Here is a 17831-nt window from a genome sequence, read left to right as displayed (position 1 = left end):
ACCCACGCGGCCTGACCCCAACCCCGACCATGATCCGGCCGAAATACGGAAAGCGCTTACTCCTCACGATCGTCCCCCGACCAGGCGAAAGTGTGGGCGCCGGAGGTGCGGGGGAACAGCAGATCATCGCCCTTGAGGCGCGGCTCCCCAAGACCCGCGCCGACACCGTTCACGGAACGTTCGCCGTCCCAGCGGAGCACCCCGTCCACCGAGACCCGGCGTGACCGGCCCAGCAGCGGAACCACCACCTCGCCCACGCCTTCGGAGGGCTCCACCGTGAGGACGAAGGTGTCGGAGTCCGCGTCTCGGGACCAGCGCACGGCCAGCCCCCCGCCCGGGGTCGGCACCCGCCCCTGGGCCCACTCCAGGTCCGCCGTCCTCGGCGCGACCCGCCAGTTCTCGAACCCGGGTGCGGTGGGCCGCACGCCCAGCACCCCCTCGCCCAAGGCGGGCACGGCGGTGGTCCACGGGGTACCGGCGATGGCGCCGCGCGGGCGGCTGCCGTCGTTCTCCCAGGCGAACCATCCGGTTCCCGGCCCCTGGTCGAGCATGTGACCCCACCAGCGCCGGATCAGGTCGAGGGAACCCTGGGTGTCGCCGTTGCGCACGCGACCCAGGGCCTCCAGGGCCTGGATGTAGCCCTGGATGTCCGAGGCCCGGTAAGGGTTTTCCTCGAACTCGCTGGAGCGGGTGCCGTACGGCGTCGCCAACTTCGTGCCCAGGAAGTCCATCGTCCGGCGGACCCGCTCAGGGTCCAGGGTGGCGAACACCAGGTTCCCGGCGTTGGCGTCCCCGCTGTGGTCACCGGTGGGGTCATCGGTGTTGAGGACCATCGCGCCGGTCTCCTCGTCCCAGAGCCGGGCCAGGAGCGCCTCGCGCAGGTGTTCGGCCCGCCCTTCCAACCGCCGAGCGGTGTCGGGGTCGCCGACGATATCCCGCTCCAGCGCCGCCAGCCCCTTGAGGGCGTCGTACAGGACGGCGTTGGTGAGGGAGTCGACCCCGGCGGCCAGGTCCAGCGGTGACCAGTTGGCGACCAGGGCCGAGGACGCGTCCGGGTCGGTGCGGCGGTCCTGCTCCTCCCGGAAGAGACCGTCGGCGTCGGTGCGGCTCTCCAGGAAGGCGACGGCCCGGCGCGCGACCGGCAGCAACGGGCGCACGAACCCGGTGTCACCGGTGTAGAGGTGGTGGTCGGCCAGGGCGGCGACCCAGAAGGCCGTGAAGCTGTGGATGGTGGCGTCGTGGAACAGCGAGATGTCCTCGCCCACGAACCCCAGGGCCTGGTCGGGGTCGGGACCGTTCTCCGGTACCCGCCAGCCGTTGGGCGGCCCCGGCTCGTTCGGGTGTTCGGGGTCGCCGTGGACCAGGTGGGAGGCGGCCATGGGAAACGAACCGTCGGGGTTTTGCACCCAGCCGAACCGCATCAGCGAATTGCGCACCAGCCACCGATAGTCGCTGCTCTGCTGGTACCCGGCCAGGGCCTGCATGTGCATGTCGCCCATGAAGATCACTCGGTCGAACGGAGTGGTGAGCATCCACGGACTGGGCCCCTCGGGAGCGCCCGGCAGGTCGCTGTCCTCGCTGACGGAGGCCAGGTCACCGGTGTGGGCGCTGTGGTGCCAGGCTCGGTTGAGCAACGGATCGTTGGACAGGAAGTGGCCGTCGCGGGTCACCGGGTAGACGGTGGAGCGCAGCCGGACGTGACCGATGACGGCCTCACCCGGGCCATCAAGGGTCAGCAGCAGGTAGCGCGTCTCGCGTTTGCCCTCGCTCACCAGGGTGGCGGGGCCCTCCCGAGGATCGAACAGGTCGACCCTGGACCAGGGCGCGGCGTCGGTGCCGAAGAAGGCCTCGATGCCGTCGCCCTCGGGGGTGAGCTGATCGCGGAACTGGGCGTGCGCCACCCGTAGCGGCGTCCCGGAGATCCGTTCGACCCGCACCTCCAGGTGACCCATCGCCAGCTGCCCCAGATCCACCACCACCCGGGTGCCGTGGCGTTCGGTGGTGCGCAGGACCAAGGACGGGCCCTCGGAAACGGCCAGGCGGTCCGGATCGGGCGCCCCGGCGGGGTCGCCCTCGACGGTGACGGTGGCCGGTTCGATGAGCGGAGTATCCGGCAGGACCACCAGCTCGCGCCAGGAGTGGTCTTCGGGTAGCGGTGTGCGGGAGAGTTCTTCGGCGGTGGACATGGTGTCTCCTTCTCGGGTCGCACCGTCGACCCTAGAAAGCACCGGCGAGACGATCCATGTTTGTTTCACTGCTTTTCCTTCGCCGAACGCTCAGCCCGAAGGACGATCCGGTTAGGCTCCCCGCATGGACCTGTTGAGCGACGTGGTCACCTCGATGCGCGCGGGTATCCCAGGGGCCGCCCGGGTCGAGATGCACGGCACCTGGGGCTGGTACCTGCCCGGCGATCCCGAGGTCGCCGGGTTCATGGCGGTGCTGGAGGGCACGTGTTGGCTGTTCCCAGATGGGGACGGCGAGCCGATGCACGTGGGCTCCGGTGACGTGGTGTTCTCCCCGCACGGCGACGGATACGGGTTGGCCGACCATCCGGTCAGGCCCGAGCTGACCTTGGAGGAGGCCCGTCCCGGCGAAGGCGGGTTCGGCCGCCACACCTACGGCGACCCCGACGACGGCCGAACGGCGGTCTTCGTCTGCGGCGGGTACCGGCTGGATCGAGAGCGGGCACACCCGCTGCTCACCGGACTGCCCGAGCACGTCCACGTTCGAGCCGGTGACCTGGGTCTGGCCCGGATTCTGGCGGGGCTCGGCGAGGAGACGGAAGGGTCGCGGCCCGGCGGCGACGCCCTGCTGCCCCTGCTGTTGGACGCGTTGCTGCTGTACGTGCTGCGCGCCTGCCTGGAGCCGGCCGCCGGTGGTCGGGCGGAAGGCTGGGCCCGGGCGCTGACCGATCCGGGGGTCGGTGCCGCCCTGTCCTCGGTGCACCGGGATCCGGCGCGTTCCTGGACGGTGACGGCCCTGGCCGAGACAGCCCGGATGTCCCGGGCCACCTTCGCCCGCCGGTTCACGGCGCTCACCGGTCTGCCACCGATGGGGTATGTGACCTGGTGGCGGATGAACCGGGCGAAGGGGCTACTGCGCGACACCGAACTGGCGGTGGAGGAGGTGGCCGCCCGGGTGGGTTACGGGTCGCCCTTCGCGTTCTCTCACGCTTTCCGCCGCACCTTCGGGGAGCCTCCCCTGCGCTACCGCCGAACAGATGATCCCTAAACTTCCCCAACAGGGAAATTATCTGGACACACAGGGAGCGATGGGGAGTATTCTGATCGGGTCGGAGCCGCCGACCGATGCCCTGAACCTTGGAGAGCCGCATGGCCATGAACCCCGAGACCGTCCACGAGCTGCGAGCCGAGCTCCGCGCCGACCTGGTCATCGCGATGAAGGCTCGGCGGTCCGAGGTGGTCTCCGCCCTGCGTACCGCGATCGCAGCAGTGGACAACGCCGAAGCCATCGAGGTACCGGACGCCCCGATGGAGTCGGTGAGCGAGCACGTCGCCGGTGTCGGGGTCGGGGTCGGTTCCACCGAGACCGGGCGACGCACACTGTCGGTCGATGAGGTGCGCTCGCTGCTGCGAGCGCAGGTCCAGGAACGGATCAACGAAGCCGAACGCTATGACTCGCACGGACGAAGCGAGGCCGCGGAGCGGCTTCGACGGGAGGCCGACGCCCTGAGGAAGTACACCGACCTCGGCTGAACGGCGAGGTCGGGTGCTCGGGCCAGGTGCCCCGGTCATCGGGAAGGGGAGGGATCCGGAGCCTCAAGTCTTCGGATCATGGCCGCCACGCGGCGTCCACGGAGCTCGGGTGGGGCCGTGATGATCGACAGCAGAAGGGCGTATCGCCGACCCGAGTCCAGCTCGGCGAACCGTTGCGTCGCGAGCGGTGACGCCGCGAGCGCCGTGGCCACGTCCTCGGGCACGTCCATGGCCGACGAGCCGGGGTAGGCACGGGCCCAGCGACCGTCCAGCCGGGCGCGTTCGATCTCCGCCCGCCCACGCGAGCGCATACGCCCCTGTGCGATCAGTGCCTCGACCAGTCCGACATTGCGCTGCGACCAGATCGACCTCGCTCGTCTGGGCGTGAACCGTTGGAGGAACGTCGTGCCGTCACGTTTCCTTCGCTGACCATCGATCCATCCACTGCACAACGCCTCATCGAGTGCCTGGGCATACGTCAGTGAAGTCGGCACGACCGTTCTCGACTTCGCCATCACCAGCCACACGCCATCCGAAGCGTTCTCGTTCACGTCGAGCCAGGCTCGCCACGCCGCCACGTCCGCGAGCAGCAAAGACCCGTCATCCATCGGTGTTCCTCCTACTATCGGGTTCGTTCTGAGAATGTCCGGCCGCTCCGTCAAGCCGCCGGATAGACGTGCCCGCGAAGCGTCGCGAGAGCAGGGCGAACGCGTCGGCGAGTTCGGGTGGTGCCACATCGGTGAGGGCGGCGTCGAAGCGACCGAGCGAGGCGGCGAGTGCTACCCACGACCAGGACCCGACCCTGAGCCGGCATCGGTCGGGGCCGAGGTCCTCGACGGTCCCCTCTGTGACGAACGGGATCACCTCCTGGGCCGGCAGGTGCAGCACGACCTCGCCGGTACAGGGCCACGTGTTCTCACCGACCGAGCCCTTGAACCGCCCGGCGAGGAAGTCGCGGACGTCCCCGCCGGGCACTGTTCGGGGGATGAAGCGGGGTCCGGTGGGAATGCGGGGCCTCATCCGGTCGAGTCGGTAGACGCGCCAGTCATCGACGTCCAGGTCCCAGGCGACGAGGTACCAACGCCCGTTCCCGAACACGACGTGGTGTGGTTCGACGCGCCGCCGCGACGGCTCGGCATCCGGATCGTCTCTCACCGACACGTAGCCGAACCGCAGTACCTCGCACGCCCGGACCGTCGCACTCACCGCGAGGAGCACCTCGGGTTCGGCCACCACTTCGGTGTCGGACGGCAGCGTCGAGAACGTCACGGAGTCGACCCTGTGGCGCAGCCGTGAGGGCATCACCTGCCGCACCGTCGTCAGTGCCCGCAGCGCCGCTTCACCGTCCGCCGCGCCCGAGGCCGCGGCGACCTGAAGGGCGGTGGCCAGGGCGACGGCCTGATCTTCATCGAACAGCAACGGCGGCAGCTCCGAACCCGCGTCGAGCCGGTAACCGCCGTCAGGGCCCTTGAACGTGGTGATCCGATAGCCGAGTTCACGCAGATGGTCGATGTCGCGGCGCAGTGTGCGATCACTGACCTCCAGCCGTTCGGACAACACCCGACCGGGCCAGTCGCGCCGGGTCTGCAGCAACGACAGCAGCTTCAACATTCTCGATGATGATCCGGCCATGTCAGTCATCATGCGCGAAGAAGCGGACACCCCGTGACCGGTACCCCTGTGAGGCTCCTCCTGCGGCCGGGAAACCGCGCCCGCTCCATCAAAAAAAGAGGGATTCGAGGAGTCATCGACATGACCATCAACGTCACGCCGCACTTGAACTTCCGTGGCGACGCGCGCGATGCGCTGGAGTTCTACCAGACGGTGTTCGGCGGTGAGCTGATCATCGCGAGCTACGCCGACATGGGCAACACCGACCCCGCCACCGCCGATCACGTGACCTTTGGCCAGGTCACCGCCGACAACGGGTTCAGCGTCATGGCCTACGACGTGTATCCCCACCTGGAGTGGGAGCGGGGGAAGGACCCGTTCTTCGTCTCCGTCCGCGGTAACGCCCCTGAGGAGATTCAGGGTTACTGGGACAAGCTCGTCGACGGGGCGGAGGTCAAGCAGCCCATCGGCCCGTCCCCGTGGGCGCCGCTCTACGGACAGCTCACCGACCGTTTCGGTGTCACCTGGGTGCTGGACGTCGCCGTCGAATACCCCACGGCCTGATCGAACTCGGGCGATGGTGCGTTCGGTCGGTTCTCTCCGCCGAACGCACCATGCGACCCGCCCGGAGATGGGACGAGAACGTGTCCGGGTCGAGGTTCACGTGATCGCCGAGACCGAGCACAGCGTGTGGGCGGATGTCAGGTGGTTCCACGACGGGACGGAGGCGGAGAGGTTCGTCTACCAGTTGGTCCGGTCGGATGGGGCCTGGAAGATCGCCGTGCTGACCCCGATGGGCACCTGAACTCACCGAACCTGGTGAGGTGATTCGGCCCCCGCCAAAACGCCTGGCGGGGCCCGTTTCCGTACGGAGTCAGCCGGCTCGCAGGGAGTTTTGGAGAGCGGCCCACTCCTTGGCAGAGAAGTCGAGTTTCCCCAGGTTACGGTTCTGTGTGTCTCTAACAGCAGCGCCCTGGCCTATGGCCCGAGCTTCCACGCAGTTCCCGCCGGTGCCGTTGCTGTACGACGACTTGTGCCAGGTTTCCGTCAGCGGCATTGTCTAGCCCTCCTCAACGGGCGTTCACTCCAATATCCGAGCGACCGAAGGAGCCACCCAAACCTGCTTCCGAAACTCCAGAGTGACTAGTGGTGAGGAAGGGACCCCAGGAGGGCATTCCACTCATGAGCATCGAAGTCGAGTGTTCCGAGTTCACGGTTCTGTGAGTCTCGGACGTCTGCGCCTCTGGCGTGCTCACGTACTTCCACACAGTGCGACCCATTCGCGCTGTACGTAGCCTTGTGCCACTCGCCAGGGATGTGCTGCTTCATGTCAGGCTCTCCAGAAGGTCAATCGACAGAGTGGGCGGGAGGGCCGCCCCCAGGGCGGCGCTGCTGAAAACTTCAGCGCGGTTGTGGGCGTCGGCGTGTATCACGGTACCGAGGGCGTGATCACTCGCGACCACGATTTCATTTTCTCTCATTGAGTACACCATGAGGGGCGACGTGGGTGCGAGCATCACAGTGCCCTCCGGGACCAAGTGCATGGTCACGCGTTCGGTTGCTACCCAGTCGAGCAGATGAGAGGCCTGTTCACGACGGACCGGATCTGGAAGTCCGGACACCGCTGCGGCAGGAAAAACCGCCGTGACCTGTAACTCCGACAACGCCTCAAGGCGTTCGTATCGAAGTGTGACCAACTGGTCGACCTGCTCCTTCGGAGCTAGCGGTTGCCCGGCGCGGAAGACCTTGCGGGCATAGCTCCTGCACTGCAACATGCCCGGAACCAGCGAAGGGCTGACCAGCGTGACGCACCTGGCAGCTCGTTCGATGGCATCAAGGTCCCGTGCCCACTCAGGAAGCCCGTTGCCACCCCGTGCCGCGCGCCAAGCAGCGATCAGCTTCCCATTCAGATCCAGGGTTTTATCCAGAGCTTCCACGCGATCCCGTTTCGGAAGACTTCCTCCCTTCTCCCATCGGTTGATGCTGCTATGTGCCATATGAGTCTTTTGCGCAAGCTGCTTCTGCGTAAGCCCTGCCAGGTCTCGAAATCGGGCCAGCGCCTCGCTGAAAGGATTGGGGGTCATACCACTTCGGTACCCAGATAATTCCATCAAGACACCAAAGATCCCGAGTAATTCACAGTAGCTATGGGATCTCAGATCGCGCCTGGAACCTGGACTCACCGAAGACCGAGGCATTCTCGGGCAGCACCTGACACAGAAGAGCCCTGAGGCCAGGTGAATCGCCCCAAATTACCCGAGGTGAGAAGAATGCAAGATACCCAGGCCCGACCGCCCACACCGGACGAGCCCTATCCGCGATTTCTCCATTTCCCGAACTCGCGCCGGTCCGGAATCCTCCTGGGGCACACCCTCGCCCCCGCTCCCCTACTCACCTGGTGTCGCACCACACTCCCCCACCACGCCGCGCCGCTGATCCAGATCACCCGAGCGCTGGTCGACAACGCCCACCAGCACTCAAGTTCAGGGCTACCCGGCGGCACCGTCCGTGTCGTACTCGACCAGACCTTCCCCCTCTTGCCTCACCTGTACGTGACCGATGAAGGACCGCGCCCGGACGACCCCTTGATCAGCTACCCGCACCGCCTCACCCACGCCCCGCACAGCGGTCTCGCCCTCGTCGAACGGCTCTCCGTGTACTGGGACTTCTCCTGGACCTGGGACGGACACCGCATACGCGCGCTGACCATGCAGGTCGTCCTCGACACCACTAACCAGAACTCCCGAAGGGCCCTCTGATCCATGACCACGATCGCGACGCCACGCCTGCCCGAGGTCACCCTCCCACTGGGTGAACTGGTCCCGGCCAGGTACCGGCACTACTTCCAGCCCGACCCGACCCGGGCCGCCTACCGGGTCCGCAGCTACGAGTTCGGTTCCTCACCTCAGTGGATGCCACTGGTCCGTGCGTTTCTGAACACGGCCGCCGGGCACCGTGACCCCGACTTCCGCCACCTCTTCACCCTCCTGGGCAGCGAACTTGCCTCCAACGCCCTCCGGCACACCCGTTCCGGCCGCCCCCTGGGCCACTACACCCTGCGTTGCGAACGCCGCCGCACCGGACTCCACCTGACCTGCCGAGACCAAGGCACCCCCGGCACCTCCCCCACCCCCCACGACCACCTACGCCCTGCCCCTCACGGGCTCGATTCGGAGTCGGACGGCGGTCGAGGCCTCGCACTGGTCGATCACCTCGCGCCCCAATGGGGTGACGACGGGTTCGTGTCCCGGCGCCGGGTCTGGTTCTTCCTCCCGTACGACCTGACCGATTCGCCCTGGAACGACGTGCCCTGAACAAACCCCGGCGCTTCTGAGAACCCGACAGGCCCCGAATCACAGACCTACCGAGAGCAGGATCGATGTCGTATCCCATCCCCGCGCCCCGACGCCCGTTGGACCCTCGCCCGAAGAACCCCTTCCGGGCCGGCCCGCCCGGCCCGATCTGCGCTTCCTGCGCGCACCGCACCTGCCGCGCCGGACGGGCGCGAACGCTCCCCCGTCTGGGTGGGCACCGCACCGAGTTCGTCCCGGAACACCGTCAGGCCGCTCAGATGCAGGCCCACCCGTCGCCCACCACCACCCTCAACGGACACCTTCGGCGCAGCCTTGATCCAAACCCGCATCTGATGATCTTCTTCGGGGAAGCCACTCAGTCGTTCTGGGTGGCCTCGACCTCGGGGATGGTCGAGGCCCGAACCCTCGACGATCTACTCACCCACCTGTGGACCCACCACTGAAAGCCTTCGCGGGGCCGAGTTCCGCCGGGACCAGGCCGTGCGGTTTCGCCCATACGAGGGACCGAACACCGGTCCGCGCAGAGCTGGGGCGCCCAGGGCCTTCGCCGACGTACATGGGGACGCGGGCGGGCGGAGTGTGCGAGGCGTGTTCCGCTCCCCTGGCACCCTGTCCGCGCGACAGTGGGAATCGGCGGTGCGTCGGGGCTGTTCTCCACCGACATGACCAAGGCATGGCAGGACCCGAAGACCATCGACCGCTTCCTCGACGACACCGAGACCTGGGCGATCGTCGGGTTGTCGAACGACACAGGGCGTACCGCCCACCCGATCGCGCAGTTGTTGCAGGCCAAGGGCAAGAGGATCGTTCCGATCCACCCCGGGGCCGCCGCTGAGGGCGCGGAGGTCCTCGGGGAAAAGGCCTACGCGACGCTCGCCGAGGCGGCCGCCGAGATCGGGACCATCGACGTCGTCGACGTCTTCCGCCGCTCAGATGCGGCCGGGGCGTTCGCCGACCAAGCCGTCGCGATCGGAGCGGGCAGCGTTTGGTTCCCGCTGGGGGTCGTCGACGAAGAGGCGTTCCGGCGTACGACGGATGCCGGTCTGCCGATGGTAATGGACGTCTGCCCCGCGATCGAGTGGGGCAAGCGCGACGCCTGAGCGCTGTTTCGAAGGCCCGGGCCGCCCGGGCTGGATCACGCATGCGCCGCACGGCCATCTCGTGCGCCGTCACCGACACACCCTCCGACACGTCGGTGACGGCGTAGACCTCGAAGTCCTCGAACCGCAGGTCAAGGGCGGGTCCCACCATAAAGTTGATTGATCATCTACCATCTGGATGCCGTATCGATCATCACCGGGATCCGGGCCGAGCCGGGAGCACGGGGACGCGAGGTTCCACCCCAGGCCACGTTCCCTCTCCGGGGACGCGACAAAGGAAGTGAGAACCAGATGAGCGACTCCTCGACGACGAACTGGCCGAGCCTGCGGGTCTCGGACTGGACGGACACCCGCGACACCCTGCACATGTGGACCCAGATCGTGGGCAAGATCCGCATGGCCCACGCCCCACTGGTCAACCACTGGTGGCAGGTGCCCCTGTACGTCAGCCCGCGCGGACTGACCACCTCGACCGTCCCCTACCGTTCGGGGGCCTTCGAGATCGAGTTCGACTTCGTCGGCCACCGGATCGAGGTCCGCAGCAGTGACGGCGACACGGACGGTTTCCCACTGCGGCCCATGACCGTCGCCGCGTTCTACTCCCGGATCCTGGACCTGCTCGGCCGACTCGGGATCGCAGCGCCGATCCGGCCGATCCCCAACGAGGTCGACCCGGCGATCCCCTTCGCCGAGGACCACGAGCACGCCTCCTACGATGGCGAGGCGGCCACCCTGTTCTGGCGTCAGCTCCTACAGGCCAACCGGGTGATCGGTGAATTCCGGTCGCACTTCATCGGCAAGGTCAGCCCGGTGCACTTCTTCTGGGGAGGGATGGACCTGGCCTGTACCCGCTTCTCCGGGCGGCCGGCCCCCGAGCACCCGGGCGGGGTTCCCAACTGCGGGGACTGGGTCATGGTCGAGGGCTATTCCCGGGAACTGTCCAGCTGCGGCTTCTGGCCCGGCGGCGGCGAGGAAGGCGCCTTCTACTCCTACGCCTACCCCGCACCCGAGGGCTTCGCCGAGCAGTCGCCCGGCCCCGAGGGCGCTCACTACAGCACCGAGTTCCAGCAGTTCCTGTTCCCCTATGAGGTCGCCCGCACCGCCCCCGACCCCGACCGCGCCGTGGCCGAGTTCTTGCACAGCACCTACGAAGCCGCCGCGAACCTCGGACGCTGGGATCGTCCCGCGCTGGAGGACGACCCTCTGCGCTGGCACGGAACCTCCGCGACGCCGGGGAACGGCGAGGCCTGACCGGACTGCCACGGGCGGAGAGGAAGCGCAAATCCTGTTGACTGGTCAACAGGAACTTCCCAAGCATGAAGTCGATTCATCAATCGAACGGTGACGATGTCGAGGAACGCGAGTGACCAGGCCCGGCATCTCGTTCACCACGCCGGTCGACACAACAACCACATGGAGGTGGTGCGATGCAGTTCGGGATCTTCACCGTCGGTGACGTGACACAGGATCCCGGCTCGCGCACCCTCACGTCAGGCTTCGACGACGGAAGGGTCGGGGTCCGCTTCCTCCGGCTCGGAGCCGAGGTCGTCGATCCCACGGAACGCCGGGGAGACCAAGGCGGCCAACGCGGTGACCCCGACGAGGACCGCGATCACGGCCCCGGCCACGGGCAACCCGGCCATCGAGGCCACCGCCGCGAGCGGTGCGCCGGCCAGGGCGGGCGCGGAGAGCATCACGGTGTTCTGCGCCCCCAGCACACGACCGCGCATGGCGTCCGGGGTGGCCTCGATGGTCAGCACCCCGAGCACGCCTCCGGCCGGAGCGAAGAGGAACCCGGCCAGGGCCGCGCCGCCCAGCACCAACCAGGGGGAGGCCATACTTCCCACCGCGGCGAACCCGATCAGCGCGCCCAGCATGCCGATCACGAACCAGACCCGTCGACGGACCCGGAGCGCGAAGGCGGCGTAGAGCGCGGAGCCGCCGATACTGCCCGCGGCGATCGCGCTCAGGGTCAGACCCGTCAATTCGGGAAGGTCCTGCTCGGTGAAGTAGGCGGGCATGAGGGTGGTCTGTAGGACGCTCAGAACCGCGATGAACACCCCGGTGACCAGGGTCGATCCGAGAACCAGCCGGTTGCGGAACAGGAACCGCCACCCGTCGGCCAGATCGGCCACCGCCCGCCGCAGCGAGCCCCCCGCGGCATCGGCCGGGACGGGGTCCCGGGGCGGGATCCGTCCGGCCCGCGGGTCGAGAACGAGCATGCTCAGTGCGGCGAGCAGGCTGGTCACGGCGGCGGCGAGCAGGATCGCCGGGGACAGGCCGAACAGCGCGACCAGCAGCCCGCCCAGGCCGGGGCCGGCCAGCACGAGCATGTTGCCCACGGTCTCGCGGACCGCGACCAGCCGGTCCAGCCGGACCGGGCGCCCGTTCCGGCCCGGCTCGGCTTCACCGAGGCGGGCCAGGGTGGGCAGCATGGTCTCCTGGGCGGTCATCCCCGGAACCCGGATGAACGCCCCGACCACGGCCATGGCCAGGAACCAGGCCAGGTTCAGGCCCCACGTCAGGTCGATGAACAGCAGCGCCGCCATCGACAGGGCGTTGAGCAGGTTGGCGATGACCGACACCGCGCGCCGGTCGACCCGGTCGACGAGCAGCCCGGAGAAGAGCCCGGTCAACGCGGACACGGCCATACCCACGGTCGCCATGATCCCCGCCGCGAGCACGTCTCCGGTGCGGTCGAGTACCAGGAGCGGGATCACCACGCTCGCGATCCCGGCTCCCAGCAAGGACAGCGCGTAGGAGGTGAAGTAGATCGTCGGGCTGCGGCGCACGGTGGCCGACCTCCTCAGGGAGTCGGTCGCGCGTGCCCGGGACGGCGGGCACGCGCGAGCTGATGGGGTGGCTCCGTGAAGTACGGAGCCGTCGGGACGAACCGGTCAGCCCCGCGGACCGGTCGCGGGGCCGTCCGAGGCGACCAGTCGCTTGGTGGTGCGGCGGTCGGCTCTGCCCGGACCGTCCGCCCAGGTACTGGGCGATGAAGCGGTCGGCGGCCTCGAACACGGCCATCTGGTTCTCGGGGTTCACGAACCCGTGCCCCTCGCCCTCGACGACCACGCACCGTCGCCGGCCTGGCCCCAGACCTTGCCGGGACCGGGGCGTCGAGTTCGTGGGGGTCGAACGTCCCGAGGTCGCGAGTGTTGAGCAGCAGGGTCACCTTCCCCGGGCGGACCGGGGAGGGGGCGAATCCCAGAACCGTGGTTCCGGGGAAGGGGGTGAGGTCGACCGCCTCCGACCCCGGGGTGTCGAGGTCGGCACGGTGCAGGTACCATCTCTGCTCCCCTCCGTCATCTTGGAGGTGGAGCAGCCGGCGCGGGTCGTCGGCCCACTCGAAGCTCTGTACGCTGCGGGTCTCGTCGGCGGTGACGGGCCGGGGCTCGGATCCGGGTTCGAGGTCCCGGACCCAGATGTTGAGCCGGGTCCTCCAGGGCCCGAGGAACGCCATCCTGGTGCCGTCCGGAGAGATCGACGCGCCGGCGCCGCGGAGAGCCGAAGAGGTCCTCGATGGTGTGGAGCTTGGGGAGTGCCATGTTTTCCGGTCCTTGCTTCCGCGGCGTCGCCTCTGATCAGGTGCACTCCGATTCAAGCCGTCGGGCCGTTCGCCGGGGAGTGCCGCCGCGTCAACTCCTCCGCATGAGGTTCGTAGGGGTGTGGACATGACGCGGTGTCACTATCGCGACCATCGTCCCTGGTGAGACCGTTTAGCCGGACCCCGGAACTCAGCCACGCCCAAGGGGTGATCGACCGGCTCCACGGCTGCTCCGGCGTGCTCGACGAGCAGGGCCGGTACGCCTACTACGGACACGCCGGCGGCTTCCCGGCCTACGAAAACCAGCGCGCGGCCTGGGACGCCGGTTGTGGTCCCGACAACGCCGATCCCGAACATCGCTGATCACCCGTGATCCTCCTGGGAGGGTCCGGCGGCCCGGACGAACGCCGTGTGGCCGGTTCAGCCCGGCTGCTTCTCCGCGTGCTCCAGGACGCGCTGGGAGAGCCGGGCGAACGTGTTGAGCTGGTTCGGCGTCAGTGCCTCGATGAAGAGACGGCGGACGTGCTCGGCGTGCACGGGCGCGGCGTCCTGGATGGCCTCGTAGCCGGCTGGAGTGGCGACGATGAACGCTCCGCGCGCGTCCTCGGGACATTCCTTCTTGGCCACGAGCCCGCGCTTCACCATCCGCGTGACCTGGTGGGACATACGGCTCTTCTCCCACTCGACGAGCTTGGCCAGTTCCAGGAAGCGCATCTGCCCGTCAGGGGCCTCGGTGAGTTTGGCGAGCACGATGTAATCGGACGCGGATATCCCGGAGTCGGCCCGAACGAGACGGGTCAGCCGCCCTATGAGGACTTCCTGCATGCGGATGAAACCGTCCCAGGCGGCCTGCTCGTCCGGGTCGAGCCTGCGCGGTGTCTCATACATGGACGCAGTGTAGCGAAACTGTTGACACTTCATCTATCAGAGCTCACATGACGTCGTCAATGAACCCCGGAGGTCGAGGCTCCGTGGATCGCACGGAGCCTCGACCATCGCGCGAGCGGTCCTAGTCGGTGGGTAGGACGAACCGCGGTTCCTCCGCCACGGTCGGCGTTCCCGTCAGGGTCTCGCCGATGGCGGACGCCAACCGTTCCAGACCCTCGGCGGCGGTCTCGGCGTCGACCTGGGGCACTTCGGCGGCGCACACCTGGTCGGTGATCCTCTCGGGGTCGGCCGGACCCGGGTTGTCGAAGGCGTCCAGGGCCAGGGCCGCGGCGACGGGGTCGGTCGTGCCGAGCATCAGGTGGTCGGACTCGTTGTCCGCGCACAGCTCCTGGACGGCCACGTTGCGCACGTTCTCGCCGGCGAGTACGGACGCCCCGGACTCGTCCGTGGTGGCCGGGTGCACGGTGTCGTCGGTCGTGCTCAGGATGCTGGTGGTGCTGACCTCGGCGAAGGTCTCCCGCGGCGAGTTGAGCTCGGTGATGAACCTCGCCTCCGGGTCCATTTGCCACAGCGCGGGCGGGCACTCCACCTCAGTGGTGCAGTGGGTCGCGGTGCTGCCGTGGTGCGGCGAGCCCAGGGTCACCAGGTCGTCGACCATGTCCCTGGTGTCGGGCCAAAAACGCAGGGCGGCGCGCCCGAGGACCCCGCCCTGGCTGAACCCGAGGACGTCGATCTCCTCACCGTGCTGTTCGTAGGTGCCGCGGATGGCGTGGGTGACGTACTCGGACGAGACCTGCATGTCCGCGGTGGAGTTCTCGGGCGGCTCGATGGTGCAGACCGTTCGGGACTCGTTCAGCCGGGGAAGGTGGTTCCAGGAGAAGGTCTCGTCCGCTGTGAGCAGGGTCGGCGGGATCAGCAGGACGGGAGCCGCTTCGCCGTCGCCTGGACCTTCGAAGCAGGCGAACGCCGCGGCGAGCTCATCGGCGGACACGGTGAGTTCCGGGCCGCTGTCGGAGGCGCTGGTGTCCGATGAAGCTTCCTGGCCTATGTCGAGCGCGGCACAGCCCGTCAGCGGAATGGCGAGCGCCAGCAGCAGCGCTGCGAGATCGCGCTTCATCCGCCCTCGCCGAAACAGGTTCTTACGGAGAGGCTCCGTGTCGATGGTCGGTCCCTCGGTGTTCATGGCGACAGAACTTCCTCAGTGGTGGGTGTGACGATGCCCCGGTCGAGAACGGTCGCGGAATCGCGACCGAACCGGGTACGTTGGCGACGCTAAAACCTCACATCAATGTGAGAGGCAAGCGATGTGTCGCAGTTCACCAAGGGGGTGGGATGAGGATCGGGGAGCTCTCACGACGGACCGGAGCGAGCGTCCGGCTGCTGCGCTACTACGAAGAGAAGGGCCTGATCGGCAGTACCCGCAGCGCCGGCGGACAGCGCCACTTCACGGAGGACGCCGTTCCACGCGTGGAGTTCGTGCGCCGGCTCCTCGCGGCGGGGGCGACCAGTCGTGCCATCGCCGAGATGATGCCCTGCTTCGACACGCCCCTGGAGGAGAACTTCGACAGTGCGATGGAACGCCTGGCACGGGAGCGCCTGCGCATCACCAGCGACATCGAGGATCTATTGCGGGCGCGAAAGGCCCTGGACGCCCTGATGGACACCGCTCGGGAGCATCGCGCTCGGCTACCGAGGAACCAGGCGGGCCGACCTCTCGACCTTCCCGTCCACCGGACGTGATCGTCCCGCGCGCCGCGCGGCCCGAACTCCTAGGAGTCATCCGATGCTCAGTGGTGAACTCGCCGAACTGGCCGGCGTCACCGTCCGCACGCTGCGCCATTACCACCAGATCGGTTTGCTGCCCGAGCCCTCGCGCTCGACCGGTGGCTACCGGCGCTACGACGTGAGCGACCTCGTGCGGCTCCTGCGGATCACGAGGTCGACCGCGCTGGGCGTACCCCTGTCCGCACTGCCGGCGGTACTGGATGATCCGGCGGGGGTAGAGGAGTTGCTGGACGAGCTCGACCGCCAGGCGGCCGCCGAGATCGCACGACTCAACGCCCGAAGGGCCGACATCGCCGCCCTGCGCAGTAGCGGCTCCCCGCCCGACCTTCCCCCGGAGCTGGCGATGCTGCGCTCCGCCCCCGAGTCCGGGGTGCCCGAGGACATGGCCCGACACGAACACGAACAGCTGGTCCTGATCGGACACCTGCTCGGCGAGGACGGCCCAGCGAGACTCGCCACCCTGCTCGCAGGGGTGGACAAGGAGATGATCGAGCGGCTGGAGCCGCTGACGGCGCGGTTCTACGCCCTCGGCCCCGACGCCCCGGACGACGAGGTCGTGTCCTTGATCGACGACTGGGTCACCGGGCTGGAACCACTGTCAGCGCGGCTGGCCGGTACGCCCGAGCCCGGCCCGAAGGCCTCGGCCCTGCTGGACGAACTGTACGAGCAGTCCCTCGAACCCGTCCAGCACCGGGTGCTGCGCCAGGTCCTACAGCGGTTGGAGCATGAACGGCGACCGTCCGGGTCCTGACCCCACCGAGCCCTGTGGTCCGGGCCATGCCCTACGGCCTTGACTCCGAAGCGGCGTCGGAGTTTTGAGTGGACCGTGCTCGCGTCCATCGACCAGAGGGATCCACCATGACCGCCCCGTCGAAGCCGATCGCCGTCGAGGAGTTCTTCGGCCCGCCCACCCGCGGCCGGGCGGTGTTGTTCCCCGGACGGCACCAGGGTCGCCTACCTCCCTCTATCCGGCGAACGCCCGGACCGGACGGCCGTGGACGCCGGGGCGGATCTTGAAGAGCGAGCCGGACAACGGTTCCTCGTCCGGTTCCAGGTCTTCCCGGGACGTGGTCATGTAGAGGGTGCCCAGGTCCTCGTCACCGAAGGTGCACGCCGTGACCTTCTGGACCGGTAGCGAGATCACCTCGTCCAGGTCACCGTCGGGGGTGTAGCGGTGCACCTGGCCGGCGTTGACGATCGCGGTCCATATGCCGCCCTCCGCGTCGACGACCAGGCCGTCGGGCAGGCCACCGTCCCGTATCCGGGCCAGGACGCGGCGGTCGGTCAGGCCACGGTCGGAGTCCCAGTCGAAAACGGCGACGCAACCGGTGTCGGTGTCGTTGTAGTAGGCGAATCGGCCATCGGGCGACCAGTCGATGCCGTTGGAGACGGTGACGTGGGGAAGCACGGTGGTCACCTCCAGCTCCGGCGTGAGGCGGTAGAGGGCGGCCGTCCCCGGTGTCTTGTCGTAGGCCATCGATCCGCAGTAGAAGGTTCCGTCCGGGGCGCAGCCGCCTTCGTTCATGCGGATGCCCGGGTCGGTCCAGATCTCGACCCGGCGCCGTTCCTCGCCCTGATCGTCGAACAGCGCCACCCCGCGTTCCACGCCCACGATCGTTCCCCCACCGGCGCGAGGGCGCACGACCGCGGCGACGTCGTCCACGTGCCTTCGGGAGACGTCGCCGGAGGGTGTCAGGCCCAACACGTCACCGCGGGTCATGTCGACCCAGCGCAACCCGCCCCAGGACGGTGACCAGCAAGGCCCTTCGCCATGCTCGGTGATCGGATCGGTGACCCGTTCCACCTTCACGATCGCGTCCCCCTTCGTCATGCGACCCGACCCCGACCAGGCATCGTAGCCGACATCTCC

General features: G+C 68.2%; 22 protein-coding genes. 12 read left to right on the top strand and 10 right to left on the bottom strand.

Annotated elements, in window-relative coordinates; all coding sequences use genetic code 11:
* Positions 1-56: 56 nt before the first annotated feature.
* Positions 57-2186 (bottom strand): alpha-L-rhamnosidase C-terminal domain-containing protein, encoded by a 2130-nt coding sequence (locus ACWGSK_RS01635; RefSeq protein ID WP_452454959.1) that lies wholly within the window; start codon positions 2184-2186, stop codon positions 57-59.
* A gap of 124 nt (positions 2187-2310) precedes the next feature.
* Here ACWGSK_RS01635 and ACWGSK_RS01630 point away from each other — a divergent pair, with 124 nt between their 5' ends.
* Together ACWGSK_RS01630 and ACWGSK_RS01625 are read left to right on the top strand one after the other, a co-directional pair.
* Positions 2311-3231: an AraC family transcriptional regulator gene (locus tag ACWGSK_RS01630; RefSeq protein WP_452454958.1), complete on the top strand. Its 921-nt coding sequence runs from the start codon at positions 2311-2313 to the stop codon at positions 3229-3231.
* 101 nt (positions 3232-3332) lie between these two features.
* Complete coding sequence (locus tag ACWGSK_RS01625; RefSeq protein WP_452454957.1) at positions 3333-3716, top strand: hypothetical protein; 384 nt, start codon at positions 3333-3335, stop codon at positions 3714-3716.
* 35 nt (positions 3717-3751) lie between these two features.
* Here the strand turns inward: ACWGSK_RS01625 and ACWGSK_RS01620 are convergent, their stop codons facing one another.
* Positions 3752-4324, bottom strand: a complete 573-nt coding sequence (locus ACWGSK_RS01620) for a YdeI/OmpD-associated family protein (RefSeq protein WP_452454956.1) — start codon at positions 4322-4324, stop codon at positions 3752-3754.
* Positions 4317-5327 (bottom strand): helix-turn-helix transcriptional regulator, encoded by a 1011-nt coding sequence (locus tag ACWGSK_RS01615; RefSeq protein ID WP_452454955.1) that lies wholly within the window; start codon positions 5325-5327, stop codon positions 4317-4319. The genes ACWGSK_RS01620 and ACWGSK_RS01615 overlap by 8 nt, the downstream gene beginning before the upstream one ends.
* Before the next feature lie 141 nt (positions 5328-5468).
* Between ACWGSK_RS01615 and ACWGSK_RS01610 the strand changes: the two genes are divergently transcribed.
* Positions 5469-5891, top strand: a complete 423-nt coding sequence (locus ACWGSK_RS01610; RefSeq protein ID WP_452454954.1) for a VOC family protein — start codon at positions 5469-5471, stop codon at positions 5889-5891.
* 100 nt (positions 5892-5991) lie between these two features.
* Positions 5992-6132, top strand: coding sequence for a hypothetical protein (locus ACWGSK_RS01605; RefSeq protein WP_452454953.1), 141 nt, complete (start codon positions 5992-5994; stop codon positions 6130-6132).
* 69 nt (positions 6133-6201) lie between these two features.
* Here the strand turns inward: ACWGSK_RS01605 and ACWGSK_RS01600 are convergent, their stop codons facing one another.
* The 3 genes from ACWGSK_RS01600 to ACWGSK_RS01590 form a co-directional block, all read right to left on the bottom strand.
* A complete protein-coding gene (locus ACWGSK_RS01600; protein WP_452454952.1) occupies positions 6202-6384 on the bottom strand; it encodes a DUF397 domain-containing protein in 183 nt (60 codons plus the stop codon).
* An 86-nt stretch (positions 6385-6470) separates the two neighbouring features.
* Positions 6471-6656, bottom strand: coding sequence for a DUF397 domain-containing protein (locus ACWGSK_RS01595; RefSeq protein ID WP_452454951.1), 186 nt, complete (start codon positions 6654-6656; stop codon positions 6471-6473).
* Entirely contained in the window at positions 6653-7411 is a 759-nt protein-coding gene (locus tag ACWGSK_RS01590; RefSeq protein ID WP_452454950.1) for a Scr1 family TA system antitoxin-like transcriptional regulator, read from the bottom strand. The genes ACWGSK_RS01595 and ACWGSK_RS01590 overlap by 4 nt, the downstream gene beginning before the upstream one ends.
* A 186-nt stretch (positions 7412-7597) precedes the next feature.
* Here ACWGSK_RS01590 and ACWGSK_RS01585 point away from each other — a divergent pair, with 186 nt between their 5' ends.
* From ACWGSK_RS01585 to ACWGSK_RS01565, 5 genes are all read left to right on the top strand, one after another.
* A complete protein-coding gene (locus ACWGSK_RS01585; RefSeq protein ID WP_304073967.1) occupies positions 7598-8086 on the top strand; it encodes a hypothetical protein in 489 nt (162 codons plus the stop codon).
* A 3-nt stretch (positions 8087-8089) separates the two neighbouring features.
* The gene (locus ACWGSK_RS01580) at positions 8090-8641 is read left to right on the top strand and encodes an ATP-binding protein (RefSeq protein WP_304073965.1); all 552 of its coding nucleotides are present in this window, start codon (positions 8090-8092) and stop codon (positions 8639-8641) included.
* A 65-nt stretch (positions 8642-8706) separates the two neighbouring features.
* On the top strand, positions 8707-9084 hold the full coding sequence (locus tag ACWGSK_RS01575; protein ID WP_452454949.1) for a hypothetical protein: 378 nt from the start codon (positions 8707-8709) through the stop codon (positions 9082-9084).
* A gap of 219 nt (positions 9085-9303) precedes the next feature.
* Positions 9304-9741 carry a CoA-binding protein gene (locus ACWGSK_RS01570; protein WP_452454948.1) on the top strand — a complete coding sequence of 146 codons (438 nt, stop codon included), beginning with the start codon at positions 9304-9306 and terminating at the stop codon, positions 9739-9741.
* A gap of 291 nt (positions 9742-10032) precedes the next feature.
* Entirely contained in the window at positions 10033-10992 is a 960-nt protein-coding gene (locus tag ACWGSK_RS01565; RefSeq protein ID WP_358508045.1) for a DUF5996 family protein, read from the top strand.
* Positions 10993-11231: 239 nt separating this feature from the next.
* Here ACWGSK_RS01565 and ACWGSK_RS01560 read toward each other — a convergent pair whose 3' ends face one another.
* Complete coding sequence (locus ACWGSK_RS01560) at positions 11232-12533, bottom strand: MFS transporter (RefSeq protein ID WP_358508043.1); 1302 nt, start codon at positions 12531-12533, stop codon at positions 11232-11234.
* Positions 12534-13450: 917 nt separating this feature from the next.
* Here ACWGSK_RS01560 and ACWGSK_RS01555 point away from each other — a divergent pair.
* Positions 13451-13651, top strand: coding sequence for a hypothetical protein (locus ACWGSK_RS01555; protein WP_358508041.1), 201 nt, complete (start codon positions 13451-13453; stop codon positions 13649-13651).
* Positions 13652-13708: 57 nt separating this feature from the next.
* On the opposite strand, the gene ACWGSK_RS01550 is transcribed toward ACWGSK_RS01555, so the two are convergent.
* Together ACWGSK_RS01550 and ACWGSK_RS01545 are read right to left on the bottom strand one after the other, a co-directional pair.
* On the bottom strand, positions 13709-14176 hold the full coding sequence (locus ACWGSK_RS01550; protein WP_358508039.1) for a MarR family winged helix-turn-helix transcriptional regulator: 468 nt from the start codon (positions 14174-14176) through the stop codon (positions 13709-13711).
* 121 nt (positions 14177-14297) lie between these two features.
* Positions 14298-15359: an esterase/lipase family protein gene (locus ACWGSK_RS01545; protein ID WP_358508037.1), complete on the bottom strand. Its 1062-nt coding sequence runs from the start codon at positions 15357-15359 to the stop codon at positions 14298-14300.
* Between the two features lie 149 nt (positions 15360-15508).
* Here ACWGSK_RS01545 and ACWGSK_RS01540 point away from each other — a divergent pair, with 149 nt between their 5' ends.
* Together ACWGSK_RS01540 and ACWGSK_RS01535 are read left to right on the top strand one after the other, a co-directional pair.
* The gene (locus ACWGSK_RS01540) at positions 15509-15916 is read left to right on the top strand and encodes a MerR family transcriptional regulator (protein WP_358508035.1); all 408 of its coding nucleotides are present in this window, start codon (positions 15509-15511) and stop codon (positions 15914-15916) included.
* A 43-nt stretch (positions 15917-15959) separates the two neighbouring features.
* Positions 15960-16712 (top strand): helix-turn-helix domain-containing protein, encoded by a 753-nt coding sequence (locus ACWGSK_RS01535; RefSeq protein WP_358508033.1) that lies wholly within the window; start codon positions 15960-15962, stop codon positions 16710-16712.
* Between the two features lie 213 nt (positions 16713-16925).
* Here the strand turns inward: ACWGSK_RS01535 and ACWGSK_RS01530 are convergent, their stop codons facing one another.
* Entirely contained in the window at positions 16926-17792 is an 867-nt protein-coding gene (locus ACWGSK_RS01530) for an SMP-30/gluconolactonase/LRE family protein (protein WP_358508031.1), read from the bottom strand.
* Positions 17793-17831: the final 39 nt, after the last annotated feature.

The sequence above is a fragment of the Nocardiopsis sp. NPDC055551 genome, from assembly GCF_053619415.1.
This window is presented reverse-complemented; position numbering and strand designations above follow the sequence as displayed.

Excerpts from the sequence above, each read along its gene's own strand:
- ACWGSK_RS01595 (WP_452454951.1), bottom strand. The coding sequence starts at position 6,656 with ATGAAGCAGCACATCCCTGGCGAGTGGCACAAGGCTACGTACAGCGCG.
- ACWGSK_RS01610 (WP_452454954.1), top strand. The coding sequence starts at position 5,469 with ATGACCATCAACGTCACGCCGCACTTGAACTTCCGTGGCGACGCGCGC.
- ACWGSK_RS01570 (WP_452454948.1), top strand. The coding sequence starts at position 9,304 with ATGACCAAGGCATGGCAGGACCCGAAGACCATCGACCGCTTCCTCGAC.
- ACWGSK_RS01550 (WP_358508039.1), bottom strand. The coding sequence starts at position 14,176 with ATGTATGAGACACCGCGCAGGCTCGACCCGGACGAGCAGGCCGCCTGG.
- ACWGSK_RS01535 (WP_358508033.1), top strand. The coding sequence starts at position 15,960 with ATGCTCAGTGGTGAACTCGCCGAACTGGCCGGCGTCACCGTCCGCACG.
- ACWGSK_RS01585 (WP_304073967.1), top strand. The coding sequence starts at position 7,598 with ATGCAAGATACCCAGGCCCGACCGCCCACACCGGACGAGCCCTATCCG.
- ACWGSK_RS01580 (WP_304073965.1), top strand. The coding sequence starts at position 8,090 with ATGACCACGATCGCGACGCCACGCCTGCCCGAGGTCACCCTCCCACTG.
- ACWGSK_RS01590 (WP_452454950.1), bottom strand. The coding sequence starts at position 7,411 with ATGACCCCCAATCCTTTCAGCGAGGCGCTGGCCCGATTTCGAGACCTG.
- ACWGSK_RS01565 (WP_358508045.1), top strand. The coding sequence starts at position 10,033 with ATGAGCGACTCCTCGACGACGAACTGGCCGAGCCTGCGGGTCTCGGAC.
- ACWGSK_RS01530 (WP_358508031.1), bottom strand. The coding sequence starts at position 17,792 with ATGACGAAGGGGGACGCGATCGTGAAGGTGGAACGGGTCACCGATCCG.
- ACWGSK_RS01620 (WP_452454956.1), bottom strand. The coding sequence starts at position 4,324 with ATGGATGACGGGTCTTTGCTGCTCGCGGACGTGGCGGCGTGGCGAGCC.
- ACWGSK_RS01625 (WP_452454957.1), top strand. The coding sequence starts at position 3,333 with ATGGCCATGAACCCCGAGACCGTCCACGAGCTGCGAGCCGAGCTCCGC.
- ACWGSK_RS01600 (WP_452454952.1), bottom strand. The coding sequence starts at position 6,384 with ATGCCGCTGACGGAAACCTGGCACAAGTCGTCGTACAGCAACGGCACC.
- ACWGSK_RS01540 (WP_358508035.1), top strand. The coding sequence starts at position 15,509 with ATGAGGATCGGGGAGCTCTCACGACGGACCGGAGCGAGCGTCCGGCTG.
- ACWGSK_RS01630 (WP_452454958.1), top strand. The coding sequence starts at position 2,311 with ATGGACCTGTTGAGCGACGTGGTCACCTCGATGCGCGCGGGTATCCCA.
- ACWGSK_RS01545 (WP_358508037.1), bottom strand. The coding sequence starts at position 15,359 with ATGAACACCGAGGGACCGACCATCGACACGGAGCCTCTCCGTAAGAAC.
- ACWGSK_RS01635 (WP_452454959.1), bottom strand. The coding sequence starts at position 2,186 with ATGTCCACCGCCGAAGAACTCTCCCGCACACCGCTACCCGAAGACCAC.
- ACWGSK_RS01615 (WP_452454955.1), bottom strand. The coding sequence starts at position 5,327 with ATGTTGAAGCTGCTGTCGTTGCTGCAGACCCGGCGCGACTGGCCCGGT.
- ACWGSK_RS01575 (WP_452454949.1), top strand. The coding sequence starts at position 8,707 with ATGTCGTATCCCATCCCCGCGCCCCGACGCCCGTTGGACCCTCGCCCG.